Origin of the sequence: Halorubrum sp. DM2, from assembly GCF_901686465.1 — an archaeon.
Classification (GTDB): Archaea; Halobacteriota; Halobacteria; order Halobacteriales; family Haloferacaceae; genus Halorubrum.
On record NZ_LR594487.1, the window covers coordinates 929,756 to 951,776 of the forward strand.

The 22,021-nt window shown below is 70.2% G+C and carries 20 protein-coding genes; 8 read left to right on the plus strand and 12 right to left on the minus strand.

Annotated elements, in window-relative coordinates; genetic code table 11:
* Nucleotide 1: 1 nt before the first annotated feature.
* Both QOL69_RS04805 and QOL69_RS04810 read right to left on the minus strand, forming a co-directional pair.
* A complete protein-coding gene (locus tag QOL69_RS04805) occupies nucleotides 2-514 on the minus strand; it encodes a DUF8009 family protein (RefSeq protein ID WP_283402230.1) in 513 nt (170 codons plus the stop codon).
* Complete coding sequence (locus QOL69_RS04810; protein WP_283402231.1) at nucleotides 507-2,330, minus strand: MutS-related protein; 1,824 nt, start codon at nucleotides 2,328-2,330, stop codon at nucleotides 507-509. Before QOL69_RS04810 ends, QOL69_RS04805 begins: the two co-directional genes overlap by 8 nt.
* A gap of 120 nt (nucleotides 2,331-2,450) precedes the next feature.
* Between QOL69_RS04810 and QOL69_RS04815 the strand changes: the two genes are divergently transcribed.
* Nucleotides 2,451-3,125 carry an MBL fold metallo-hydrolase gene (locus QOL69_RS04815; protein ID WP_283402232.1) on the plus strand — a complete coding sequence of 225 codons (675 nt, stop codon included), beginning with the start codon at nucleotides 2,451-2,453 and terminating at the stop codon, nucleotides 3,123-3,125.
* Between the two features lie 42 nt (nucleotides 3,126-3,167).
* Here the strand turns inward: QOL69_RS04815 and QOL69_RS04820 are convergent, their stop codons facing one another.
* The 4 genes from QOL69_RS04820 to QOL69_RS04835 form a co-directional block, all read right to left on the minus strand.
* Nucleotides 3,168-4,316, minus strand: coding sequence for an acyl-CoA dehydrogenase family protein (locus QOL69_RS04820; protein WP_283402233.1), 1,149 nt, complete (start codon nucleotides 4,314-4,316; stop codon nucleotides 3,168-3,170).
* Nucleotides 4,317-4,377: 61 nt separating this feature from the next.
* The gene (locus QOL69_RS04825; protein ID WP_283402234.1) at nucleotides 4,378-6,366 is read right to left on the minus strand and encodes an AMP-binding protein; all 1,989 of its coding nucleotides are present in this window, start codon (nucleotides 6,364-6,366) and stop codon (nucleotides 4,378-4,380) included.
* Between the two features lie 33 nt (nucleotides 6,367-6,399).
* Nucleotides 6,400-6,834 carry a universal stress protein gene (locus tag QOL69_RS04830; protein WP_283402235.1) on the minus strand — a complete coding sequence of 145 codons (435 nt, stop codon included), beginning with the start codon at nucleotides 6,832-6,834 and terminating at the stop codon, nucleotides 6,400-6,402.
* A 96-nt stretch (nucleotides 6,835-6,930) separates the two neighbouring features.
* The gene (locus tag QOL69_RS04835) at nucleotides 6,931-7,884 is read right to left on the minus strand and encodes a transcription initiation factor IIB (protein WP_048076499.1); all 954 of its coding nucleotides are present in this window, start codon (nucleotides 7,882-7,884) and stop codon (nucleotides 6,931-6,933) included.
* 289 nt (nucleotides 7,885-8,173) lie between these two features.
* Between QOL69_RS04835 and QOL69_RS04840 the strand changes: the two genes are divergently transcribed.
* Both QOL69_RS04840 and QOL69_RS04845 read left to right on the plus strand, forming a co-directional pair.
* Entirely contained in the window at nucleotides 8,174-8,569 is a 396-nt protein-coding gene (locus QOL69_RS04840) for a DUF7961 family protein (protein WP_283402236.1), read from the plus strand.
* Between the two features lie 3 nt (nucleotides 8,570-8,572).
* Nucleotides 8,573-9,196: an METTL5 family protein gene (locus tag QOL69_RS04845; protein ID WP_283402237.1), complete on the plus strand. Its 624-nt coding sequence runs from the start codon at nucleotides 8,573-8,575 to the stop codon at nucleotides 9,194-9,196.
* A 58-nt stretch (nucleotides 9,197-9,254) separates the two neighbouring features.
* Here QOL69_RS04845 and QOL69_RS04850 read toward each other — a convergent pair whose 3' ends face one another.
* From QOL69_RS04850 to QOL69_RS04860, 3 genes are all read right to left on the minus strand, one after another.
* Nucleotides 9,255-11,201, minus strand: a complete 1,947-nt coding sequence (locus QOL69_RS04850) for a rhomboid family protein (protein WP_283402238.1) — start codon at nucleotides 11,199-11,201, stop codon at nucleotides 9,255-9,257.
* Between the two features lie 101 nt (nucleotides 11,202-11,302).
* Nucleotides 11,303-11,581, minus strand: a complete 279-nt coding sequence (locus QOL69_RS04855) for a UPF0058 family protein (protein WP_048076500.1) — start codon at nucleotides 11,579-11,581, stop codon at nucleotides 11,303-11,305.
* Between the two features lie 94 nt (nucleotides 11,582-11,675).
* Complete coding sequence (locus QOL69_RS04860) at nucleotides 11,676-11,891, minus strand: ribbon-helix-helix domain-containing protein (RefSeq protein WP_006630092.1); 216 nt, start codon at nucleotides 11,889-11,891, stop codon at nucleotides 11,676-11,678.
* Between the two features lie 221 nt (nucleotides 11,892-12,112).
* Here QOL69_RS04860 and QOL69_RS04865 point away from each other — a divergent pair, with 221 nt between their 5' ends.
* Both QOL69_RS04865 and QOL69_RS04870 read left to right on the plus strand, forming a co-directional pair.
* Entirely contained in the window at nucleotides 12,113-12,727 is a 615-nt protein-coding gene (locus tag QOL69_RS04865) for a sulfite oxidase-like oxidoreductase (protein WP_283402239.1), read from the plus strand.
* A gap of 109 nt (nucleotides 12,728-12,836) precedes the next feature.
* Nucleotides 12,837-14,228: an isochorismate synthase gene (locus tag QOL69_RS04870; RefSeq protein ID WP_283402240.1), complete on the plus strand. Its 1,392-nt coding sequence runs from the start codon at nucleotides 12,837-12,839 to the stop codon at nucleotides 14,226-14,228.
* Between the two features lie 7 nt (nucleotides 14,229-14,235).
* On the opposite strand, the gene QOL69_RS04875 is transcribed toward QOL69_RS04870, so the two are convergent.
* Nucleotides 14,236-14,973 carry a proteasome assembly chaperone family protein gene (locus QOL69_RS04875; protein WP_283402241.1) on the minus strand — a complete coding sequence of 246 codons (738 nt, stop codon included), beginning with the start codon at nucleotides 14,971-14,973 and terminating at the stop codon, nucleotides 14,236-14,238.
* 103 nt (nucleotides 14,974-15,076) lie between these two features.
* Between QOL69_RS04875 and QOL69_RS04880 the strand changes: the two genes are divergently transcribed.
* Both QOL69_RS04880 and QOL69_RS04885 read left to right on the plus strand, forming a co-directional pair.
* The gene (locus QOL69_RS04880; RefSeq protein WP_283402242.1) at nucleotides 15,077-16,042 is read left to right on the plus strand and encodes an RsmB/NOP family class I SAM-dependent RNA methyltransferase; all 966 of its coding nucleotides are present in this window, start codon (nucleotides 15,077-15,079) and stop codon (nucleotides 16,040-16,042) included.
* A complete protein-coding gene (locus QOL69_RS04885) occupies nucleotides 16,039-16,569 on the plus strand; it encodes a DUF7122 family protein (RefSeq protein WP_283402243.1) in 531 nt (176 codons plus the stop codon). Before QOL69_RS04880 ends, QOL69_RS04885 begins: the two co-directional genes overlap by 4 nt.
* Before the next feature lie 485 nt (nucleotides 16,570-17,054).
* On the opposite strand, the gene QOL69_RS04890 is transcribed toward QOL69_RS04885, so the two are convergent.
* A complete protein-coding gene (locus QOL69_RS04890) occupies nucleotides 17,055-18,572 on the minus strand; it encodes a DUF790 family protein (RefSeq protein WP_283402244.1) in 1,518 nt (505 codons plus the stop codon).
* 74 nt (nucleotides 18,573-18,646) lie between these two features.
* A complete protein-coding gene (gene thiC, locus QOL69_RS04895) occupies nucleotides 18,647-20,095 on the minus strand; it encodes a phosphomethylpyrimidine synthase ThiC (protein WP_283402245.1) in 1,449 nt (482 codons plus the stop codon).
* Between the two features lie 109 nt (nucleotides 20,096-20,204).
* Between thiC and QOL69_RS04900 the strand changes: the two genes are divergently transcribed.
* Complete coding sequence (locus QOL69_RS04900; RefSeq protein ID WP_283402246.1) at nucleotides 20,205-21,944, plus strand: tRNA uridine(34) 5-carboxymethylaminomethyl modification radical SAM/GNAT enzyme Elp3; 1,740 nt, start codon at nucleotides 20,205-20,207, stop codon at nucleotides 21,942-21,944.
* Nucleotides 21,945-22,021 lie beyond the last annotated feature (77 nt).

Here is a 22,021-nt window from a genome sequence, read left to right on the forward strand (position 1 = left end):
GCTAGCCCAGCGCGGTCACGTTGACCGCGCGGGACTCGCCGTCGACGTCGATCTCGACCGTCGAGACGACGCGCTCGCGGACCGTCTCCCGCCACGTCTCGACGGCCGCCGCGTGTCGCTTCCGGCGGGTTTCGAGGTCGGCGTCGGGGTGCTCGGCGGCCGTGTCGTCGACCTCGGGATACGGCGGCACCTCGGCGACGAGCGCGCGGGGATCGACGTGGAGCGGCTCCGTGGCGTCCGCGGCGGCGTCGCTCTCGCCCGATCCGCTCCCGGCCGATCCGCTCCCGGCCGATCCGCCCTCGCCCGTCGCGTCCGCGTCGAGCGCGTGGAGGCGCGCCCGCATCCGGCCCGAGAACGGTGGCGTGGCGCGGAGGACGACCTCGCGGTCGCTCCGGAGAGTCGCTTCGAGGGCGTTCGCCACGTCCTCGCGGTGGACCGCGATCGACCGGATCCGGTCTGGTCCCGGCTCCGCGTTCCCGGACTCGCGCTCGCCGCTCGTCGGCTCTTCAGTCATCGTTCGCCGTCCACTCGGCGTCCGAGAGCGTTCGCTGGACCGCCTCCTCGCCGACCGCGCCCGCGAGGTGTTCGAAGCCGGCGCGGACGCCGCGGTCGCCCGCGTTCGCGACGAGCCGGGAGACGATGAACTCCGGCGTGGACTTCCCGACCGTCTCGAACCGCGGCTGGTAGTCGACGTGGAGGTCGAGGTCGTTCGTCAGCCCCTCCGCGAAGATGCCGTCGACGCGCGCGGCGTCGGGCAGCGGACTGAGGTCCTCCGCGAGGTGCGTGACGTAGACGCCGAGCGCGCCGCGGTCGACGGTGAGCGTCACCAGCCCGTTCAGCAGGTCGGCGGCCCGGCCCGGCTCCGTGATCGCCTCGAACTCGTCGACGAGCATGAGCGTCCGGCCCTCCGCGACGAGCGGCGGGACGACCGACTTCAGCGTCGACTCCAGCACGCCGGCGTTGAAGGAGGCGTGCCGGCGGTGGAAGACGATCCGGTCGAACGTCCCGACCTCGGCCGCGTCCGCGGGCACGGGCAGTCCCATCGACGCGAGCAGTGCGACCGCACACAGGGTCTCCAAGAGCGTCGTCTTCCCGCCCGAGTTCGCCCCGGTGAGGACGCTCACGCGGTCGCCCGTCGGCGGCGCGTCCGCGCTCGCGACCCCGGACGCGTCCGCGAGCGAGTGCGAGCCGACGCCGTACGACACCGGCTGAACCTCGCCGGCGAGGAAGGGGTTACGCGCGCCCCGGACCGCGATCCCGTCGTCGACGAGCGTCGGTCGGACGTGCCCGTTCTCGGCCGCGAACCGCCCGAGCGACAGCAGGAACGCGGCCTCCGAGACCGCCGCGGCGGCGCGGGCGACGGTCGTGTCGCCGCCGTCATCCGCCCCTCCGTCGTCGTCGCCGAGCCGCTCGCGGACGTCGGCCGCGACCGCGGCCTCGCGCTCGTCGACCGCCTCCTCCAGTTCGACCACGAGGTCCCGCAGCGTCGCGGACACGAAGTCGGCCGCGTCGAGCGCCTCGTCGGGTGCGGTGGCCCGCACCGTCGCCGGCTCGACGCCGGTCTCGCGCGCGACGTGGTCGATCGTCGCCGCCTCCAGCGCCTCGAAGTCGCGGAGGCTCCCGTCGCGCACCGATTCGAGCACGTCGAACGCGGAGTCCGCGAGATCGCGCGCGGCCGCCAACTGGTCGCGCAGCCGGTCCAACTCGGCGTCCGCGCCCGCCGCGATCGCGATGTCGTCGCCGTCGAGCCCGCCGGCCGGGTCGACCGACCCGCGCACGTCGGCGAGCGCGTCGGCCGCGTCCCGGAGGCGATCGCCGTCGAGCGCGCCGACGTCGGCGAACGGGCCCGCCGTCAGGCCCGCCTCGCGGAGCGCGACGGCGGTCTCGACCGCGGCGAGGTCCGAGCCGTCGGCCTCGTCGTACGCGTCGAACGCCGCCTCGACGACCTCCCGGTCCGCCTCGTCGAGATCGGCCCACGCGTCGCGGGCGGCGACGACCCGATCGAGCCGGTCTTCGACGGCATCGCGGTCCAAAAGCGGCGTCATCACGCGGATCCGGTCGGCCGCGTGCGCGGTCAGGGCCGCGTCGGCCGCGAGGGTCAGGAGGTCGTCGTACACGGAGCGCGCGTCGCCCGTCGCGAGCACGTCCATCCCCGCCTCGCCGTTCGCCCGGCGGAGGATGCGGGTCGCGCGGCCGCGGTGGAGTCCGGCGTCGACGAGCGCGCGGACGTCGGCCGACTCGATCGCCGCGACGGCCCGCTCGGTCCCGAGCGCCTCCGTCAGCCGCTCGCTCGTCTTCGGGCCGATCCCCCAGTAGTCCTGGAGTCGCATACGTCGTGGTGTCGCCCCGGCGTCTTGGCGCTTTCGTCGGCAGGGGACCGTCTTCGCAGTTCGACCCGCGCTCCGTCGCCACGACAGCGTTCTTTCCGCTCCGGCCCGTACTCGACCGGCATGGCGACCGAGATCGCGGACGGCGTCTGGCGGTTCGAGTGTCGCGGGGTCAACGCCTATCTGGTCTTCGACGACGTGCCGACGCTCGTCGACGCCGGCACGCCGTGGGACGAGGAGGCGATCCGGCGCGGTCTCGACGAGGCGGGCGTCGCGGTCTCGGAGATCGGTCGCGTCCTGCTCACCCACTACGACCTCGACCACGTCGGGACGCTGGCGGCGCTGGCTCTCGGCCTCGACGTGCCCGTCCGCGCGCACGGCTTCGACGCGCAGGTGCTTCGAGGAGCGCGGACGCCGCCGCTCCGCAATCACAAGGGGCTGATCCAGCGGCTCGGCAGACTCCTCACCGACGCGCTCGACGTCGATGTCGAACCGGTCGCGGACGGCGAGACGCTCGGTTCGTTCACCGCGTACCGCACGCCCGGCCACACGCCGGGTCACGTCGCGTACGTCAGCGAGGGGCTGGGCGTCGGACTGTTGGGCGACCTCGTCTCCGAGTCCGACGGCGAACTCTCGCCGTCCGGCTGGCCGATCAGCTACGACACGGACGCGGTGACGGCGAGCGTGCGCGACCTCGCCGACCGCGCGCCGCCGTTCGAGGTCGCGTGCGTCGGCCACGGCGACCCGCTCGCGTCGGGCGGCGGGGACGCGTTGCGGCGGCTGGCGGCGACGCTGTGACCGGTATCACCCGGTCGCGGCTCTCGGTGGTCTCAGCGGGTCTTAGCGCGACTGGCGGTAGATCAGGTTGCGCTGGATGTCGTTCGCGCCCTCGTAGATCACCGGGATCCGCACGTCGCGGTAGACGCGGGCGATCCGGCGGTCGGTGAGGATCGAGCGGCCGCCGTGGAGCTTCATGCCCTTCTCGGCGCAGTCGGTGGCGACCTCGGTCGATTTGGTCTTCGCTAAGGCGGCCCAGTATCCGGCGTCGTCGTTGTCCGCGACCTTCTCGCAGGCGCGCCAGTTGAGCGCGCGGGCCGACTCGAACCCGATCCGCATATCCGAAATCGTGTGCTGGACGGCCTGGAACTCGTCGATCGTCCGGCCGAACGCCTCGCGCTCGTCGATGAACGCCTCCGCCTCCTCGATGGCGGCCGCGGCGAGCCCCAGCCCGTGGCCCCCGACGATGACGCGCCCGTGGTTGAAGAAGTCCGCGAGCGCGTAGAAGCCGCCGCCCTCGCTGCCGACGACGTTCTCCTCGGGGACGAAGCAGTCCTCGAAGACGATGTGGCCCTGCTTGGAGGCGCGCATCCCCATCTTCTCGGGGATGTGCTCGGCCTCGTAGCCGTCCGAGTCGGTCTCGACGATGAACAGCGTGTAATTCGAGTAGCGGTCGTCGCTCTCGCCGGTCTTCGCGTAGACGGTGAGCCAGTCGGCCTCGACCGCGTTGCCGACCCAGTACTTCTCGCCGGTGAGCTCGTAGCCGCCCTCGACCTTCTCGGCCTTCGTCGTCATGCCCGCGAGGTCGGAGCCAGTCTGCGGCTCGGAGACCGCCAGCCCGGAGATCTGGTCGTTCTCCGCGACCGGGCGGAGGTACTTCTCCTTCTGTTCTTCGGTCCCGTAGTCCTCGACCATCTCCGCCCCGAAGCTGGCGAGCTGGAGCGTGAGCGCGATGCCGGCGTCCGCGCGGTAGAACTCCTCGGCGATGGCGAGCACCTGCGCGAGGTCGAACCCCTTCCCGCCGTACTCCTCGCCGATGTCCTGCGCGACGAGTCCGGCGTCCATCCCCGCTTCGAGCACCTCCCACGGGTACTCGCCCGACTCGTAGTACGCCTCGGCGTTCGGGGCGATGTACTCGTCGGCGAACTCGCGGGCCTCCTGTTTGACGTCTCGCGCGCGCTCCGGCACGATGCTGTCGTCGAGCAACTCCATACGCACCGTAACGGCCCCGCGGTCAAAACGTTCGTGGAACAACGACAAACGACGGGTGAGTTTATGCCCGGCCGTCGGCTTCGTCGTTCTCATCGGTTCCGTCGTCTTCGTCCCGTTCGTCGATTCCGTCGCTCTCGTTGGTCCCGTCGCCCTCGCTGTCTCCGCTGCCGTCGCCCCCGTCGCTTTCGCCCCCCTCCGCGTTCTCGATGATGTCGTCGACCTCAGCGGCTTCGGGGGTGTCCGCGGCTTCATCGCCGGTGGGACCGTCACCTGCCGAGTCGCTGCCGTCGTCGCTCGTCTCGCCGGATTCGTCGGCCTGCGACGCCGGATCGTCCGGCGGCTCGGCCGGGTCGGCGGGCTCGAACCCCGCCGTTTCGAGGTCGGCGTCGACGCGCTCGCGGAGGTCCGCGCCGCGCTCGCGGAGTGCGGTCCGCGTCGCCTCCCTGTCGACCGTCCCGGAGACGGTCCGGGGGAGTTCGTCGACGTACGCGACGGTCTTCGGGATCTTGAACCCGGCCAACCGCTCGCGGGCGAAGGCGAGGAACGCCGCCTCGTCGACGGACGCGGGACCGATCGCCCCCGTTCCGGCGACCGGTTCGGTGACTCCGCCCTCGGGGGATGCTTCCCCCTCGGTCGACGCGGCGTCGTCCGCGACCGACGGGAGCCGGTCGCCGACGGCGAGGAGCGCGGCGACCCGTTCGCCCCACACGTCGTCGTCGAGTCCGACCACCGCGGCGTCGTCGACCTCGTCGTACTCGCGGATCACGTCCGCGACCTCGCCGGGCTCGACGTTCTCGCCGCCGGTGATGATCCGGTCGTCGACGCGGTTGAGCACGTGGAGGTAGCCCGACTCGTCGAACCGTCCGACGTCGCCGGTGTGGAGTCCGTACGCCCCGAACTCGCTCCGATCGAGGTTCGCGGGGTCGATCCCGTTCAGGTCGACCTCGTCGTCGGCCTCTCCTCCGCCCTTGGCCAGATACCCCGGCGTGATCGTCGGTCCGCTGACGACGATCTCACCGGTCTCGCCCGGATCGGCCGGGTCGCCGTCGTCGTCGACGACGGTCACGTCGGTGCCGAAGAGGGGCCGGCCGACCGTCCCGATCCGATCTCTAGTCTGTCGGGGCGTCGCGGTCGTGATCTGCGAGGCGGCCTCGGTCATCCCGTAGGTCGGGTACACGGGGATCGAGTAGTCCCGGCACCGCTCCAGCAGCTCCGCGGGCGCGGGCGCGCCGCCCAGCAGGACGACGCGGAGCGAGTCCGACAGCGTCCCGCGGCGGTCGAGCATCCGCCGGAGCATCGTCGGGACGAGCGAGACGCCGGTCACGTCGTACGCGTCGATGTCGTCCGCGGTGCCGGCCGCGTCGAACCCCTCGCGTAACACGAGCGTGGTCCCGTACAGCACCGACCGGTACACCGGTGCCAGCCCGCCCATGTGGTGGAGCGACAGCGACACCAGCCACCGGTCGCCGGATTCGACGCCCAGCCGGAACCCGGAGGCGACCGCGGAGCTGTACACGTTGCCCGCGGTCAGCGGTACGGGCTTCGGCTCGCCGGTGGTCCCGGAGGTGAACAGCACGCAGAGCGGGTCCTCGAACGACCACTCCGGGGGATCGAGCGACGCCGGGTCGACCTCGTGGATCCCGGTCACGTCCGCGCCCGCGGGGTCGTCGACGGAGTACACGGGGACCCCGTCGATCCGGGACGCCGCGTCGGTCGCGGCCGGCTCCGTCGGCTCCGCGCAGACGACGGCGTCGAGGTCCGTCCGGTCGATCCGGGCCGCGATCTCGCGGGGCGTCAGCTCCTCGCCGAGCGGGACGAACGTCGCCCCGATCCGCATCGTCGCGTGGACGAGACCGACGGTTCCCACGTACGGCGGCGTGAGCACGCCGATCCGGTCGCCCTCGCCCAGCCCGTGGGCGACGAGCCGGCCCGCAGTCTCGGAGACGAGGCGGTCGAGGTCGGTGTAGCTCCACGCCTCGCCGTCTTCGGCGCGGACGAGGGCCGTGTCGTCCGGCGACGAGACGACGCGGTGTGACAGCCAGTCCCGCATCGTTGTCACCCGCGTCTGCCGGGAGAATCGGGGCTACTCATCCGTCGGCTGTCGCACGGTCAACACCGGTACGTCCGAGGTGCGGACGACGCGTTCGGTGACGCTTCCCAGCAGGTAGCGGTCGAGTCCCTTCCGACCGTGGGTCCCCATCACGACGACGTCGATGCCGTGTTCGTCGACGTAGTCGTGGATCGACTGGTACGCGGTCCCGGACGTGACGGTCGTGACGCAGTCGACCCCGGCGTCGGCGGCGGCGTCCGCCACCCGCCGCGTCGCCTCTTCGCCCTCGGATTCGAGCGCGTCCACGACGACCTCCGCTCCGGCCTCTAGGCTGGAGTAGGCCCCGCCGTCGACGACGTACAGCGCGTGGAGTCGGGCGTCGTAGCGGTCGGCGAGGTCGATCGCGTGTTCGATCGCGGCGTCCGACGCCGGACTGCCGTCGGTCGGAACGAGAATCTCCGAGTACATCTCGGTGTGGCGTACAGCGGGTGCGATTAAAAACCCGATCGAACTACTCGGCGTTCGAGGACCGAAACGAAGCGGCCGACCCGCCCGCCGACCCGTCTAGCGGAAGCCCATCGCTTCGATCTGCTCCTGATAGCGGTTTCGGATGGTGACCTCGGTGACTTGGGCCACGTCGGCGACCTCGCGTTGGGTCTTCTTCTCGTTACACAAAAGCGAGGCCGCGTAGATGGCGGCCGCCGCGAAACCCGTCGGCGACTTCCCGGAGAGCAGCCCCTGCTCGGCGGAGACATCGATTATCTCGGTCGCCTTCGACTGGACTTCCTCGCTCAGTTCGAGCGCGGAGGCGAACCGCGGGACGAACTGCTTGGGGTCGACCGGCTTCAGCTCCAACCCGAGTTCCTGCGAGATGTATCGATACGTGCGTCCGATCTCCTTCTGCGGGACCCGAGAGACGTCCGCGACCTCGTCGAGGCTGCGGGGGATCCCCTCCTGCCGGCAGGCGGCGTACAGCGCGGCGGTGGAGACGCCCTCGATGGAGCGGCCGCGGATCAGATCCTCGTTGAGCGCCCGTCGATAGATGACGGACGCGACCTCGCGTACCGACCGCGGAACGCCGAGCGCGCTCGCCATCCGGTCGATCTCGGAGAGCGCGAACTGGAGGTTGCGCTCGCCCGCGTCCTTCGTCCGAATCCGCTCCTGCCACTTCCGTAGACGGTGCATCTGCGACCGCTTCTCGGAGGAAAGCGAGCGGCCGTACGCGTCCTTGTCCTTCCAGTCGATCGTCGTCGTCAGCCCCTTGTCGTGCATCGTCTCCGTGATCGGCGCGCCGACGCGCGACTTCGACTGCCGCTCGTTGTGATTGAACGCGCGCCACTCCGGCCCGCGGTCGATGTTCCGTTCGTCCAAGACGAGCCCGCAGTCCTCACAGACCAACTCCTGGTCGGCGTCCGTGACGATGTTCTCCGAGTCACACTCCGGACAGGCAACCGTCGATTCGTCCGTTTCTCGCTCCGTGTCCTGCTCCTGTTGCCGCTGGCGACTCGGACGTTCCATTAAAAGGTTTCTGGTCATTCGCGTATTTAACTCTTGTCCAGAAATATCATCGACCCTGACAGATATGACGCCGACCCGATCCGCGTTCTTCGCCCAGTAGCAGGCGTGTAGCGCGGAAGTACAAGAGATACCGCGTCTCCGAGACGGTTCGACACGTCCCGGACGCTCCCGCGGGGACACACAAAACGTGACCGCAAAATTCGGTCGGAATTCGTCGCGCTCGATACCCTGATATATTACTATAGAACATCTATAAAGATTTTTGTATAACCTATACCAATAGGTGTGTATGAGCACCATCTCGTCCCCCGGCATCGAACGCACGCTTCGCGGCTGTCGCCCGGCCGACGTCGACCCCGTCGTCATCGACGCGTCGGACCTCGACAGCACCGCACCCGACCACCTGCGCGACCTCAAGCAGGGGCTCGCCGCCCGCGGCTACCAGCCCGCCGCGGTCGCGACGGAGGCCGACTTGGACGCCGAGAGCACGCTCGAACGCCAGCGCGAGGCCGACCGGCTCCGCGGGCTCGTCCGCGCCGCGTCGTTCCTCGGTGCCGGCCGGATCGAGGTCAGCGTCGGCGACGCGGCGTGCGACGAGGTCCGCACCGCGCTCGCGGCGCTCTCCGAGCGAGCGGACCGCGAGGGCGTCGAACTCGTCCGCGTGCGAGCCGACGACGCCGCCTGACCGATGGCGACGAAGCGGTCGCTCGCCACGAAACTCGGCGTCGTCGCCGGCTTCGAGCGTCCCGACGCCGCCCTCGAACAGTACCCGACGCCCCCCGAACTGGCCGCCCACGTGGTCCACCTCGCCGACCTCCACGGCGACGTCGAGGGGCGTACAGTGATCGATCTGGGCGCTGGCACCGGGATGCTCTCGCTCGCCGCGGCGCTGCGCGGTCCGGCCCGCGTCGTCGGTCTCGAACTCGACGGCGACGCGCTGGGGGTCGCCCGGGCCAACGAGCGCCGCGTCGCGGCCAGCGCCCCGGTCCACTGGGTCCGCGGCGACGCCACCCGACCCCCGCTCGCCGTCACCGAGCCGGCGACCGTCGTCATGAATCCCCCGTTCGGTGCGCAGGACGGGAACCGCAACGCGGACCGCGCGTTCCTCGCGACTGCAAGCGACATCGCGGACGTCTCCTACTCGGTCCACAACGGCGGCAGCCGGGAGTTCATCGAGGCGTTCGCCGCCGACGAGGGCGGCGAGGTGACTCACGCGTTCGCGGCCGAGTTCCGGATCGAGGCGCAGTTCGACCACCACACCGAGGACGCGCGCGACGTCGACACCGAAGTGTACCGGATCGAGTGGACCTGACGGGTCCGCGACCCCCAGTCGCGGCCCGGCCGCCCCACCGCCGACCGCCCAGCGCGAACTATTGCCGCCCCTCGTACCGCTCCCGCTGCGCGATCCGCACGCGCGTCTCGCCGCGCTGCGCGAACACGGCCTCGTTCTCCCTGCGCAGTTCGACGCCTCGGAGCGTCACCGACTCGTTCGTCGCCGGGAGCGGGGCGCTCGCGTTTCCGCCGGGACCATCGACCCGCAGTTCGAACCCCCCCCGCGTCGCCGCGACGGTGACGTTGCGGCCGTCGATCCGGGGTTCGGCCCGCGCCGGATCGCTCGTGAACAGCGTCCGTCTGGTCTCGTTGCGGACCGCGTCCACCCGGTAGGTCGGGCCGCCGCCGGTCGCGACCCAGCCGACCCGCTGGACCCAGACGGTCTCGCGCCACCCCGTCCCGCCCACGTCGACCGCGCGGTACCCCCAGAACGCGAGGTTCCCCTTCGAGACGGCCGTCGTCCATATCTCGCGGTCCGGGTCGCTGACGATCACCCCCGACGTGTTGACCGACGTCGAACGGCCGAACGCCTCCACGTTGACGACCCCCACGAGCCGGTTCTCGACGTTCTCGGCGTAGGTCACCTGATACCCCTCGACCTCGATCGGGTCGCCGGGGAGGTCGCCTTCGTCGACGGCGACGAGGTTCGGGACGACGCCCGGTCCCGCGACGACCGCCAGCGCCGCGACGAGCAGGAGGAGACCGATCGCGGCGGGCGTCGCGGAGCGGATCCCCGACCGGAGCGTCTCCGGGTTCGGGACCGCCCGATCCGGCCACAGCGGGTCGTCGCGCGAGACGGCGGCGACCGCGACGATCGCCCCCAGCACGGCGAGCAGTCCGATCCCGACCGCGCGGTACAGTTCGTACTGCTCGTTCCCGAGGTACCAGTACACCGCCCACAGTCGACGCGAGGCACCGAACAGCAGCAGCGCGCCGAACACGACGAGCGCAGAGCGCTCGGTCGGATCCGCGTCCGACCCGCGGTCCGCCGCGGTCGCGGTCGGATGGCGGCTCCATCTGCTCGCGGTCGCGTCCGCGTCCGCGCTACCGGGGTCGCTCGATTCTCGGCGTCCGTCGCTCCGGTCCCGGCTCCGGCGTCGAACGAGGACGACCGCGATCAGCGCGCCGCCGATGAGCCCGAGCGCGTGCCCCTGTATCGCGATGTTCGCCCAGCTCGGTGCGCCGTAGGAAGGGGACGCCTCGGCGAACGCCACGGGGACCCGGAGGGCGTCGTAGAGGACGCCGACGAGCGTCGTTCCCGCCATCGCGATGATCGCGGCGACGGGGCGTGCGACCAGCGCGAAGCCCCAGTACGCGAACACGACGATCGAGAAGCCGATCACCGGTCCCAGCGCGAACAGCGCGGAGGCGAGCCCGAAGGCGACCGCGGCCCCCGGAACGATCAGGAACGCGCGAACGTAGGGGTTCGACGCGAGGGACTCGGCGGCCGCGATCCGGGTCGGCAGGCGTCGGAGTCGCCGCGGGAGCGTCCGCAGGCGACGCGGGAGCGTCCGCGTTCGATCCGGGAGGCCCCGCGCTCGACTCGGCAGCCGCCGGAGCCGGACTGCGAGGGGGTCTGCGTCGTCGACCTCGCGTCCGCCGGGGAAGTGACCGTACGCGTACTCGCCGAGGCCGCCGGCGACGAGCGCGGACAGGAGGTTCCCGGTGATATGTCCGCGGCTCGAGTGCGCGAAGCTGGACCAGAGGAGGCCCTCCGGGTAGAAGTACGACCACGACCGGAACGGGATCACGACCGGCCGGTTCGGATCGTCGATCCCCGACTGGACGAACAGGTACACCGCGACCACGCCCGCGATCACGGCGAGCGTTCCCCACGGGACGCCGAGGAGGAGCCGCGAGCGGAGTGCCCGCGTCCAGTCGCCGGCCGGGCGGTCGACGAGGAACACCGCGGCGAGCGCGACGACGACGCCCGCGGCCCCCGCGGCGAGGTGAACGGCGTCCGACGTCAGCGCCTCCGCGACCATGTCACGACGGAGGGGGCCGCGCGCACATCAATTCGGGGGTCGACGGCGTTCCGGGGACGGAACCGACGGACTGTCGAGGCAATCCGGCGCGACCGCCCGTCTCAGATCTTGTTTTCGGCGTCGTCGGCGAGCTCCTCCATCCGCTTGCCGACGCGGCCGGCGGGCGAGAACTCGTCTTCGCTCATCGCGTTCGCCAAGGCGTTGCCGAGCACGAACACGGCGTGTTTGTGCTCGCTCTTCGATTTGTGAACGTGAGAGGGCTCGACGTCGAGCTCGTCGTACGGGTCGAACAGCGACCCGTCCACCGTCTCCTGCGCGCGGAAGTGCTCCATGATCGTCACCATCTGTTCGTGGAGTTCGAGCAGCTCGTCTTTGTGCATGCCCTTGGATACGGCCTGTAGGCCCTTTAAGCGTTGTTGAGGCCGGGACGCACGGTTCCGCGCGTTCGCGGGGGTCAACGAGCGCAGCGCGCGGTCAGAAGACGTACTCGTCTTCGTGGCCCATCATCCCCTCGTCCTCGAACCCGCTGGAGTCGTCGTCGTCTCTGGGGCCGCTCGTCTTGTACGCCTTGATGCCCGTCGATAGCAGTTCCTCGACCGCCTCCTCCCGGTTGAGGAACTCGCCTTCCTCGACCATCTGGGCGATCTGCATCTCCAGATGCTCCGGCACCGTTATCTTCACTCGTGGCATTTGCTGTCCGGGTCTTGTGGGATAGCGCATATAAAAGTGGCGTCGCAGATCCGCGTATCTGAAAATTCAGAACTAATCTCAAAAAATCTCCTTTCAGTTACCAAAATTTGAACTTCACTATCTCGAACGTCGCCGTCACCGATCGCCCGAGACGGTTGCTCGCGCGCGACTCCGCTCTCGGGAGCGACATTCATACGTCGATCCGGGCCGTACCGTGGTTCATGACCGCATCCCGTACCGACTCCGTCGAGGACCTCACGGAGCTCTACCGCGAGTACGGCGACGACCGGCTCCCGCCGGGGCAGCGCGAGACCGACGGGTTCCCCGTCCTCTCGAAGAGCGGGACTCCCTCGTGGGACCCGGAGACGTTCGAACTCGAGGTGTGGGGCGCAGTCGAGGAGCCGCTCTCCGTCTCGCTCGACGAGTTCCGCGACCTCCCGGCCGTCACCCAGCGACAGGATTTCCACTGCGTGACGGGCTGGAGCAAGTTCGACTGCGAGTTCACGGGCGTCGCGTTCGCGGATCTCGCCGAGCGCGCCGGCGTGAGCGACGACGCCGAACACGTCATGTTCCACTCGCTCGACGGGTACACGACCGACCTCCCGCTCGACGAGTGTACGAAGCCGGGCGTCCAGCTCGCCTACGGCTTCGACGGCGACGACCTCCCGGCCGACCACGGCGGCCCGATCCGCGTCGTCACGCCGCATAAGTACGCGTACAAGGGCGCGAAGTGGGTCTCCGGCGTCGAGTTCCTCACGGAGAAGGAGCTGGGCTACTGGGAGAAGCGCGGGTACAGCGACACGGCGAACCCCTGGAACGAGGAGCGCTACAGCTGACGGCCGCCGCTTCGACGCCCGGAATTCCCGTCCGCTCGCCGTTCGATTTTCCCCGCTTTCTCCGCCCCGATAGTCAAGATAAAGGGTCCCCGTCCCCGACACGTATCGCATGGAACAGGCGCGCTCGCGGTCGTCGCCGCCGCTGGTCAGCCGGACCACGGAGATCGACGAACCGGCGTTCACGGCGGCGTTCGACGCGCTCCCCTCCCCGCGCACGACTTGGAGCGCGCCCGACGACGCGTTGGTGCTCGGCGGCGGCGCGGCCGCGACGCTGACCGCGTCCGGAAGCGACCGGTTCGCCGCGATCCGCGAGGCGACGACGAAGCTGTTCGAGGCCGGCGACGTTCACGCCGGAACCGAGGCCGCCCGTCCCCGCGTCTTCGGCGGGTTCGCCTTCCACGAGGGGGCCTGCGACGGCGACCCGTGGCGGTCGTTCTCCGAGGCGCGGTTCGTGCTGCCGCGGGTCCAGCTGACGATCGCCGATAACGGCGCGTGGCTGACGGTCAACGCGGTCGGCGACGACGCCGACGTCTCCGCCGTCGAGGACCGGTTAGCGCGGGAGGTCGACCGCTTCGCGGCGCTCGACGGGGCGGACACCGGGGATTCGCCCGCCGACCGCGCCGCTCGCCGGCCCCGACCGGGGATCCGCGAGAGCCGTCGGACGACGAGCCGCGCGGCGTGGCGCGAGAGCGTCGCCGCCGCGGTCGATCGGATCCGCGACGGCGAGCTGCGGAAGGTGGTGTTGGCGCAGGCGCTGGAGGCCGACCTCGCCGCCGACTTCCCGCGGGCGGCCACGCTCGAACGGCTCGCGGAGAAGTACCCCGACTGCCACCGCTACTGGTTCGAACCCGCCGGCGGCGAGCGCGCCTTCTTCGGTGCCACCCCCGAGCGGCTGGTCTCGCTGCGCGGTCGGACCGTCGAGACCGACGCCCTCGCCGGGACGACCGGGCGCGGCGAGACGCCGGCCGAAGACGAGTGGCTCGCACAGGAGCTGCTCGACGACGAGAAGAACGTCCACGAACACGAGCTGGTCGCGGAGACCGTCCGCGACCAGCTGGAGCCGTTCGCGGCCTCCGTCTCCGCGGGCGAGCGGCGCGTCCGCCGGCTCGCGACCGTCCAGCACCTCCACACGCCGATCACCGCCGAACTCGACGCGGACCGCCACGTGCTCGACCTCGTCGAGGCGCTTCACCCGACGCCCGCGGTCGGGGGGCTCCCGCCGGACCGCGCGCTGGAGACGATCCGCGAGACGGAGCCGTTCGACCGCGGCTGGTACGCCGCCCCGGTCGGCTGGATCGACGCCGCGGGCAACGGCGCGTTCGCGGTCGCGATCCGCTCCGCCGTCGCGAGCCGGCGACGCGCCACGCTGTTCGCGGGCGTCGGCATCGTCTCCGACTCCGACCCCGACCGCGAGTGGGACGAAGTTCAGCTCAAGTACCGACCGATCCTCGACGAGCTGGAGGCGGACGCCGACGGAGCGGACGATTCGCCCGATCGGTAGCGTCCGCTCACTGGAACATCTTCAGCGGCTCGGCCTGCGTGCTTTCTTCGTTTGCCGCCTGCATCCGCTCCGCGAGCTGCTGTTTCGCGTTCCGGATTTCGGTCGCCTGCTCCACGAGCCCGTCGGTCGGCGTCTCGATCCCGGCGACGGGGTCGATGCCGTCGCGGATGAGCGTCCGCGCCGCCTCGGGGTCGGGGAACTGCGGGTCGGACTCGACGACCAGCCCGACCGCGTCGCGACCGTCCTCCAGCGCGGCCGCCAGCATCGCGCCCGTCGGCCCGGAGACGAGGCCGGACTCGGGCGGCTCCGACACTTCCGCGCGCGCGAGCGCCTCGCCGCCGTCGCCGGTCGCGATCCCGTACAGCTCGGGCGGCTCCTCGCCCTTCTCGCGGCCGAGTCCCGACAGGAACACCGGGAACAGGTCGACCTCGTCGAACCACGCTCCGAGACACGCCGCGACCTCCGTCGCCGCGCCCGGCTTCACGGGCACGTCGCTGCGGAGCGCGACGAGGTCGTTCTCGGAGTCCGCGTACAGCCGCACCGGCGTCGTCGCGGCCGTCTCGGACTCGCGGTAGACCGTCACCGGCGGGAGCCCGTCGCAGTGGACGTTCGCGTAGTGGCTCATCCCGTGGGCGTCGATTATGTGGTCAGTCGCGATCTTGCCCACCAGGCCGACGCCGGGGAACCCCTCGATCAGCGTCGGATCCTCCAGCGAGACGTCGTCGACGACGGAGATTCGCGTCATGTGCGTGGGTACGATTGGCACGGACGTAAAGGTGGGGCGCGCGGCCGGCGTCCGCCCGCCCCCGTCCCGAAACCGTCTAACGGCCCGACCCGAAAGGGAGGCCATGAATCCGCTCGACCGATACGAGTCGCTCGTCGACAACGTCGACGCGTTCCGGGCGGCGTGCGACCGTCCCCTCCCCTCGGTCGTGCGCACGAACGAGATCGCGGCGACGCCGGCCCGCGTCCGCGAGGCGTTCGACGAGGCGGGCGTCGCCTACGAGGCGGTCGACTGGCACGACGGGCTCTTCCGGCTCCCGGACGGGAACCCCGGCGGCAACTGGCCGTACGTCCACGGCTGGACGCACGGACAGGAGGAGGTGTCCGTGCTGCCCGGGCTCGCGCTCGACCCGCAGCAGGGCGAGCGCGTCTGGGACGCCTGCGCAGCGCCCGGCAGCAAGACCACACAGATCGCGGATGCGATGGCCGACGAGGGGACCGTCGTTGCCAACGACAACAACCTCGGTCGCCTCTCCGCGCTCCGCCACAACGCGGAGCGGCTCGGGATCACGAACGCGGTCGTCACCAATCAGGACGCCCGCAACTTCTCTATGAAGCCGCTGGCGTTCGACGAGTTCGACCGCGCCTTGGTCGACGCCCCCTGCTCGTGTGAGGGAACCTGCCGGAAGAACCCCGATGTCCTCGACGAGTGGACGCTCGACCACGTCCACGCGGTCGCGGGGATCCAGAAGGGCGTCTTGGCCCGCGCCGTTCAGGCGACCCGTCCGGGTGGGGTTGTCGTCTACTCCACGTGTACGTTCGCCCCGGAGGAGAACGAGGCCGTCCTCGACCACGTCCTCGCGGAGGAGGACTGCGAGCTCGTCGACTTCGACCTCCCGGTCGAGACGGACCCCGGCGTCACCGAGTGGGACGGCGAGACGTACGACGAGTCGGTGACGCGCGCGAAGCGCATCTACCCGCACCGCAACGACACGGGCGGGTTCTTCTGCGCGAAGTTGCGGGTCGGCGGCGAGAGCGAGGACAGCGCGAGCGACGGTGGGGCAGCCGACGACGGCGAGGTGGCCGCATGAGCGACGACGCGCCGACTAACGACGGCCAGCAGTTCGACCGGTTGCCGGCGACGCCCGCGGACCGCGAGGTCGAGGGACGCGCGAGCCGCGCCGAGGTCCTCGACTGGTGGCACGAGCGGTTCGGGATCGAGCCGGCGGTCTTCGAGGGGTACAGCTTCTGGGAGAAGGGCGCGGGAAAGGTCTGGATATTCAACGGCGAGGCGACCGACCCGAGCGGGGTCGAGGCGATCGGGATGACGTTCCTCCGCACGCGACAGGAGCACTGGAAGCCGACCGGGCGAGCCGTCTCCCGGTTCGGACGTCACGCGACGAAGAACGTCGTCGAGCTCGGTCCCGAGCGGGCGTCCCGGTTCGCGGCCGGCGAGGACCAAGACCTCCCCGAGTGGGACGGCGACTGGGGGTACCTGATCGCGACCCACGAGGTCGCCGGCGAGTCGGTCCCGATCGGCGTCGGGCTGTACCTCTACGACGAACTGCGGTCGGTGGTCCCGAAGGGGAGTCGAGCGGACCTGCCGGTCGTGGAGTAATACTGAGAACTGGACTGGCCTCGGAGAACCGTCATCTACCGTTCGGTCGGAGGTCTCTGTCGACGCGACAGCGGCGGATCCGTCGATCACACGACCGAGAACACCGCCGAAGCCCCAGCCGAGAGGCGGGCAGACGCTCGCTGTCGTTCGAAAGGCGCTTCGCGCCTTTCGTGATGACGAGACGCCGAAGGCGTCTCGAACCACGCTCCTCGTCGCTCACTTCGTTCGCTCCTGCGGTGCTTACGTCGTCATCAGAACGCTTCGCGTTCTGATTGGCTCACGAGAGGTTTGCTCTCGTGAACGCCTCTGTCCGCCTCCCGGCTGCCCCTTCGAGTCCCGCCCCGCACAACCCCGCACCTCAGCCTCCCCAGCCTCGTCAGTCGCCGTCGCTTCGCTCCGGCGACTGACTCCCTCGCACCGTCGGTTCGCGCCCTATCGGGCGCTCACCGGGGCGCGCCACCGCGCTGTTCTGTCCAACTTTCTCGCTACTCCCCCTTCTCCCGCACCGTCCCGCCCCCGAGTCCCTCCCACTCGACCCGGAACCCGAGCCGCGAGAGCGCGGCGCTGGCGTCGTCGATCCCGTACTCGTCGAGGGCCGCCTCGGCCGCCGAAAGCGACATCCCCGGCTCGATCTCGTCGGTGAGCGCCTCCAACACCGCGGGCCGCACGAGGGTGCGACCGACTCGTTCGTGGTCGGGGAACGATACTCCCTCGATCGCCCCGACGCCGACGCCACGCTCGTCGGCGAGGTCGTCCAACGAGATCGCGTCGGCGTCGGGCGAGAGGGCGTCCGGGAGGGCGGCGGCCGCGTCGGCGACGAACTCGGCCTCGTACTCGTCGAGTACGTCGACCACGTCCTTCACGCGAACCGTCCCGGAGTAGGTGACGACGCGGTGGTCGCGCGCGGCGATTTCTTCTCCGACGCCGAGGCTCTCGTCGACGGCGACGAGCAGGTCGACGTCTTCCACGTCGGCCAGCTGACCCAGCTTCTTTTCGACGTACTCGGGGGTCCAGAAGCCCATCACCTCGAAGAACAGCCGGAAGTCGGCGTGGTCGTAGTCGAACGCGAAGTCCGGTATCATGACGCTCGAACCGGTTTCGAGCGGCTCCGGCTCGCGGACGAGCGCCCAGTCGAGGTCGAGCCCGCGAAACCGGGCGGCGAAATCGGCCTCGACCCCGCTGTCGAAGTCGGGCTCCGCGACCGGCTCCACGTCGGGCACGGTCACGTCGCCGTCGGAGAGGCGCATTGTGCGCTCGCGGCCGCGATCGTCGACCGTCGCCGAGAGCGACCACTCCGCCGACTCGGCGACCGTCCTGAGCAGCCGGGCGAACGCGGTGCCGTAGCGTCGAGTTCGCGAGAACAGCGCGTCCGGCCCGGTGACGACCAGTTCGCGCCCCTCGGGGGTCTTCCGTACCTCGTACATCAGTCGGAGGCGCTTCACGGCCGAGACGAGCCGCTTCGGGTCGTTCGAGCGCACCCGGACCTCGGTCGCGTCGAACAGCGCGGTCTGGGCTAAGGAGAGGTCGTACTGCTCCAACAGCGAGTCCGGGTCCCAGCGCACGTCGGCGTCGACGAGGACCCGGTTCACGTCGCGGTCGGCGTACAGCGCGTCGTCGACGACCGTCGGTTCGACGCCGAGCGCGTCGGCGGCGCGGTCGACAGCGGTCTCGCGTTCCGCCTCGCTCGCGACGCCGACCGCCGCCGCGGCCTCGAACGCGGCCCGCCGGACGCGACGCGGCGGGACCGCCGCGCGCGTCTCGAACTCGCACTCGCGCTCGACGAGCGCCGCCAGCCCGCGGACCAGCTTGAAGTCGCCGTTGCGGGCGGCGGCGTCGGCCTCCAGCGCCTCCAGCGCGTCGTCGAGGTCGCCGCGGCGCTCGCCGACGTGCGACTCGAAGGTCCCGAGGACCCGCGCCGCGAGCGGGCGATGTTCCCGGGTCGTGAACTGGGGCTGGTAGCCGCCGCCCGCCCGGGAGACGCGCAGGAGATCCTTGCGTAACACGTTCCCGCGGTACGGTCCAACCGACCTAAAACGAGCGGATCCGCACGGTGGCCCCTCCCGGCCGCCGGGCGGCTTCAATCGTCCGCTCGTCCCGTGTCCGGCGTGAACGTGACCCCTCCGATCTCGATCTCGTCCGGGACCCGGTCGGTATCGTGGACACCGACCGGGGGAACGTTCACCGCCGCGGCGGCGGACGCGTCGAGGTCGGTCTCGCCGCTGATGTCGGACATCTCCCCGTCCACGTCCCGCGCGTCTTGGTCGATGCGCATCGAGCAGAACTCCGCGCCGCACATCGAGCAGAACCGGGCTTCCTTGTAGTTGTCTCCGGGAAGCGTCTGATCGTGGTAGTCCCGTGCGCGCTCTGGGTCGAGCGCGAGATCGAACTGCCGGGCCCAGTCGAACTCGTAGCGCGCCTCGGAGAGGGCGTCGTCCCAGTCGCGCGCACCCGGGCGGTCGTCGGCGACATCGGCGGCGTGAGCTGCGATCCGATACGCCGCGAGCCCGTCTCGCACGTCCTCCGCGTCGGGGAGACCGAGGTGCTCTTTCGGCGTGACGTAACACAGCATCGCCGCGCCCGCACGCGCCGCCTCGGTCGCGCCGATCGCGCTCGTGATGTGGTCGTAGCCGGGGGCGATATCGGTCACGAGGGGTCCGAGGACGTAGAAGGGCGCACCGTCGCACACCTCCCGTTGCCGGTCGACGTTGTCGGCGATCTCGTCCATCGGGACGTGGCCCGGACCCTCCACCATCACCTGGACGCCGTGGTCCCGTGCGACCCGAGTGAGTTCGCCGAGGGTTTCGAGCTCGGCGAACTGCGCCTCGTCGCTCGCGTCGGCCAGACATCCGGGACGGAGGCCGTCCCCCAGCGAGACCGTCACGTCGTGGTCCGCGAAAATCTCACAGATCTCCTCGAACTTCGCGTACAGGGGATTTTGCGCCCCGTTCTCCTCGATCCACTGGGCGAGGATCGATCCGCCCCGCGAGACGATCCCGGTCTTTCGACCGTCGGTCAGCGGGAGGTGTTCCAGCAACACGCCCGCGTGAATCGTCATGTAATCGACGCCCTGTTCGGCCTGCTTCTCGATCACGTCGAGCAGTAGCTCGCGAGTGATGTCGCCCGGACTTTCCGCCCGTTTCACCGCCTCGTATATCGGGACCGTTCCGACCGGGACCGGCGAATACGCGACGTTCGCCTCGCGGGTCTCGTCCAACCGATCGCCCGTCGAGAGGTCCATGACGGTGTCGGCCCCGTAGTGGACGGCGGCGTGGAGCTTCCGCAGCTCCGCGTCGAGGTCGCTCGTCGACTCGCTGTTGCCGATGTTGGCGTTGACCTTCGTCGAGAAGTCGTCGCCGATGACCATCGGATCGAGCGAGTCGTGACCGTGGTTGTTCGGGATCACCGCTCGCCCCTCCGCGACCCGTTGTCGGACGAACTCCGGTTCGCGGTTCTCGCGCACTGCGACGCGCTCCATCGCCGGCGTGACCTCTCCGTCTCGGGCCAGTTCGATCTGTGTCGCGTTCATCAATCACTCGGTTATACCACTAATTAATATACTCTTCGGTGGTACCTCCGCCGTCCGATCGGGGCGGGGTGCGACACGCTTAACCCCGAAACTCGTCGATCGAAGGGTAATGAGTACAGACGCGGCGGACGACGCGGACGCCGAAACCGCGACGGGCGACGGCGACTCCCGTGGCGACGAGCCCGAGGCGTTCGTCCGGACCTGCGAACACCTCGTCGACCGCATCCTCGCGGGCGAGATCGAGCGCGACGACCTCGAACGCGCCAAGCTCGACGCCTGCTCGGAGTTCTCCTCGCCGAAGGTGCCGAAGAACACCGAGATCCTCGACCACGCCCCGGCGGAACACCGCGACGACGTGATCGAGGTGGTCCAGCGCAAGCCCGTCAGGACCGCTTCGGGCGTCTCGCCGGTCGCGATCATGACCTCGCCGAAGCTGTGTCCGCACGGGAAGTGCCTCTACTGTCCCGGCGGGCCGGCCTCGGAGTTCTCCTCGGCGCAGTCGTACACGGGCCACGAGCCGGCCGCGGCGCGCGGCGAGCAGAACGACTACGACCCGTACGGACAGGTGACGCTCCGGCTCGAACAGCTCCGGAAGATCGGCCACCCGGTCGACAAGGTGGAGCTGATTCTGATGGGCGGGACGATGACGGCGCGCTCGCACGACTACCAGGAGTGGTTCGTGAAGCGCGCGCTTCAGGCGATGAACGACTACGACCTCGACAAAGAGCCCGAACCGGCCGAGGGCGAGTCGTTTGCGCCCGAGCCCGACGGGACCGAGTTCGAGTACCTCGAAGACGTGATCGCCGAAAACGAGACGAATGGAATCCGCAACATCGGCACCACCTTCGAGACGAAGCCTGACTGGTGTGACCCCGAGCAGATCGACCGCATGCTCGATCTGGGCGGGACCAAGGTCGAGGTCGGCGTCCAGACCACCTACGAGCGGATCAACCGCGAGATGCACCGCGGGCACGGCAACGAGGCGAGTCGGAACGCCAACCGCCGGCTGCGCGACGCCGCGTTCAAGGTCGGCTTCCACATGATGCCGGGCCAGCCGGGGATGACCCGCGAGATGTGTATCGAGGACTTTCGGCAGCTGTTCGACAACCCCGACTGGCGGCCGGACTACCTGAAGATCTACCCCACGCTCGTCGTCGAGGGCACGCGCGTGTACGACCGCTGGCGGCGCGACGACTTCGACCCGCTCACGAGCGAGGAGGCGGCCGACGTCGTCGCCGAGGTGATGGACCTGATCCCGAAGTACACCCGTCTCCAGCGCGTCCAGCGCGACATCCCCGCGGACTTCATCGACGCCGGCGTCCAGAAGTCGAACCTCCGCCAGCTGGCGGCCCAGCGCGCCGAGGACAAGGGGATCGTCCAGCGCGACATCCGCGCCCGCGAGGTGGGGCACAACGACGCCGACCCGGACCCGGACGACGTCGAGCTCTCGGTCACCACCTACGAGGCCGGCGGCGGGACGGAACACTTCATCGCCTTCGAGGACCCCGTCCGCGACCTGCTCGTCGGCTTCTGTCGGCTGCGGTTCCCCTCGTTCGCGCCGGAGCAGCCGGGTGCACCGGGCACCGAGAGCGACCCGATCCGCCCCGAACTCGAAGACGCCGCCCTCGTGCGCGAACTCCACGTGTACGGCACCGAGGTCGGCATCGGCGGCGACGGCGACTGGCAGCATCAGGGATACGGCACCCGACTGCTCGAACGCGCCGAGGAGCTGGCCCGCGAGGCGGGCTACCGAAAGATAGCGGTGATCTCCGGGATCGGCGCTCGGGAGTACTACCGCGAGAAGCTCGGCTACCGACAGGACGGGCCGTACGTGTCGAAGCGGATCTGATCGGCCACTCGCGCACTAACGGCCACAATCGGTTTGTTTCGGAGGGGAAATAGAGATTATTCAGGCAGTAACCGGAT

Excerpts from the sequence above, each read along its gene's own strand:
- QOL69_RS04820 (WP_283402233.1), bottom strand. The coding sequence starts at position 4,316 with ATGGAGTTGCTCGACGACAGCATCGTGCCGGAGCGCGCGCGAGACGTC.
- QOL69_RS04830 (WP_283402235.1), bottom strand. The coding sequence starts at position 6,834 with ATGTACTCGGAGATTCTCGTTCCGACCGACGGCAGTCCGGCGTCGGAC.
- QOL69_RS04825 (WP_283402234.1), bottom strand. The coding sequence starts at position 6,366 with ATGCGGGACTGGCTGTCACACCGCGTCGTCTCGTCGCCGGACGACACG.
- QOL69_RS04885 (WP_283402243.1), top strand. The coding sequence starts at position 16,039 with ATGAGCGACGACGCGCCGACTAACGACGGCCAGCAGTTCGACCGGTTG.
- QOL69_RS04835 (WP_048076499.1), bottom strand. The coding sequence starts at position 7,884 with ATGGAACGTCCGAGTCGCCAGCGGCAACAGGAGCAGGACACGGAGCGA.
- QOL69_RS04880 (WP_283402242.1), top strand. The coding sequence starts at position 15,077 with ATGAATCCGCTCGACCGATACGAGTCGCTCGTCGACAACGTCGACGCG.
- QOL69_RS04870 (WP_283402240.1), top strand. The coding sequence starts at position 12,837 with ATGGAACAGGCGCGCTCGCGGTCGTCGCCGCCGCTGGTCAGCCGGACC.
- QOL69_RS04865 (WP_283402239.1), top strand. The coding sequence starts at position 12,113 with ATGACCGCATCCCGTACCGACTCCGTCGAGGACCTCACGGAGCTCTAC.
- QOL69_RS04900 (WP_283402246.1), top strand. The coding sequence starts at position 20,205 with ATGAGTACAGACGCGGCGGACGACGCGGACGCCGAAACCGCGACGGGC.
- QOL69_RS04815 (WP_283402232.1), top strand. The coding sequence starts at position 2,451 with ATGGCGACCGAGATCGCGGACGGCGTCTGGCGGTTCGAGTGTCGCGGG.
- QOL69_RS04810 (WP_283402231.1), bottom strand. The coding sequence starts at position 2,330 with ATGCGACTCCAGGACTACTGGGGGATCGGCCCGAAGACGAGCGAGCGG.
- QOL69_RS04805 (WP_283402230.1), bottom strand. The coding sequence starts at position 514 with ATGACTGAAGAGCCGACGAGCGGCGAGCGCGAGTCCGGGAACGCGGAG.
- QOL69_RS04875 (WP_283402241.1), bottom strand. The coding sequence starts at position 14,973 with ATGACGCGAATCTCCGTCGTCGACGACGTCTCGCTGGAGGATCCGACG.
- QOL69_RS04840 (WP_283402236.1), top strand. The coding sequence starts at position 8,174 with ATGAGCACCATCTCGTCCCCCGGCATCGAACGCACGCTTCGCGGCTGT.
- thiC (WP_283402245.1), bottom strand. The coding sequence starts at position 20,095 with ATGAACGCGACACAGATCGAACTGGCCCGAGACGGAGAGGTCACGCCG.
- QOL69_RS04860 (WP_006630092.1), bottom strand. The coding sequence starts at position 11,891 with ATGCCACGAGTGAAGATAACGGTGCCGGAGCATCTGGAGATGCAGATC.
- QOL69_RS04855 (WP_048076500.1), bottom strand. The coding sequence starts at position 11,581 with ATGCACAAAGACGAGCTGCTCGAACTCCACGAACAGATGGTGACGATC.
- QOL69_RS04850 (WP_283402238.1), bottom strand. The coding sequence starts at position 11,201 with ATGGTCGCGGAGGCGCTGACGTCGGACGCCGTTCACCTCGCCGCGGGG.
- QOL69_RS04845 (WP_283402237.1), top strand. The coding sequence starts at position 8,573 with ATGGCGACGAAGCGGTCGCTCGCCACGAAACTCGGCGTCGTCGCCGGC.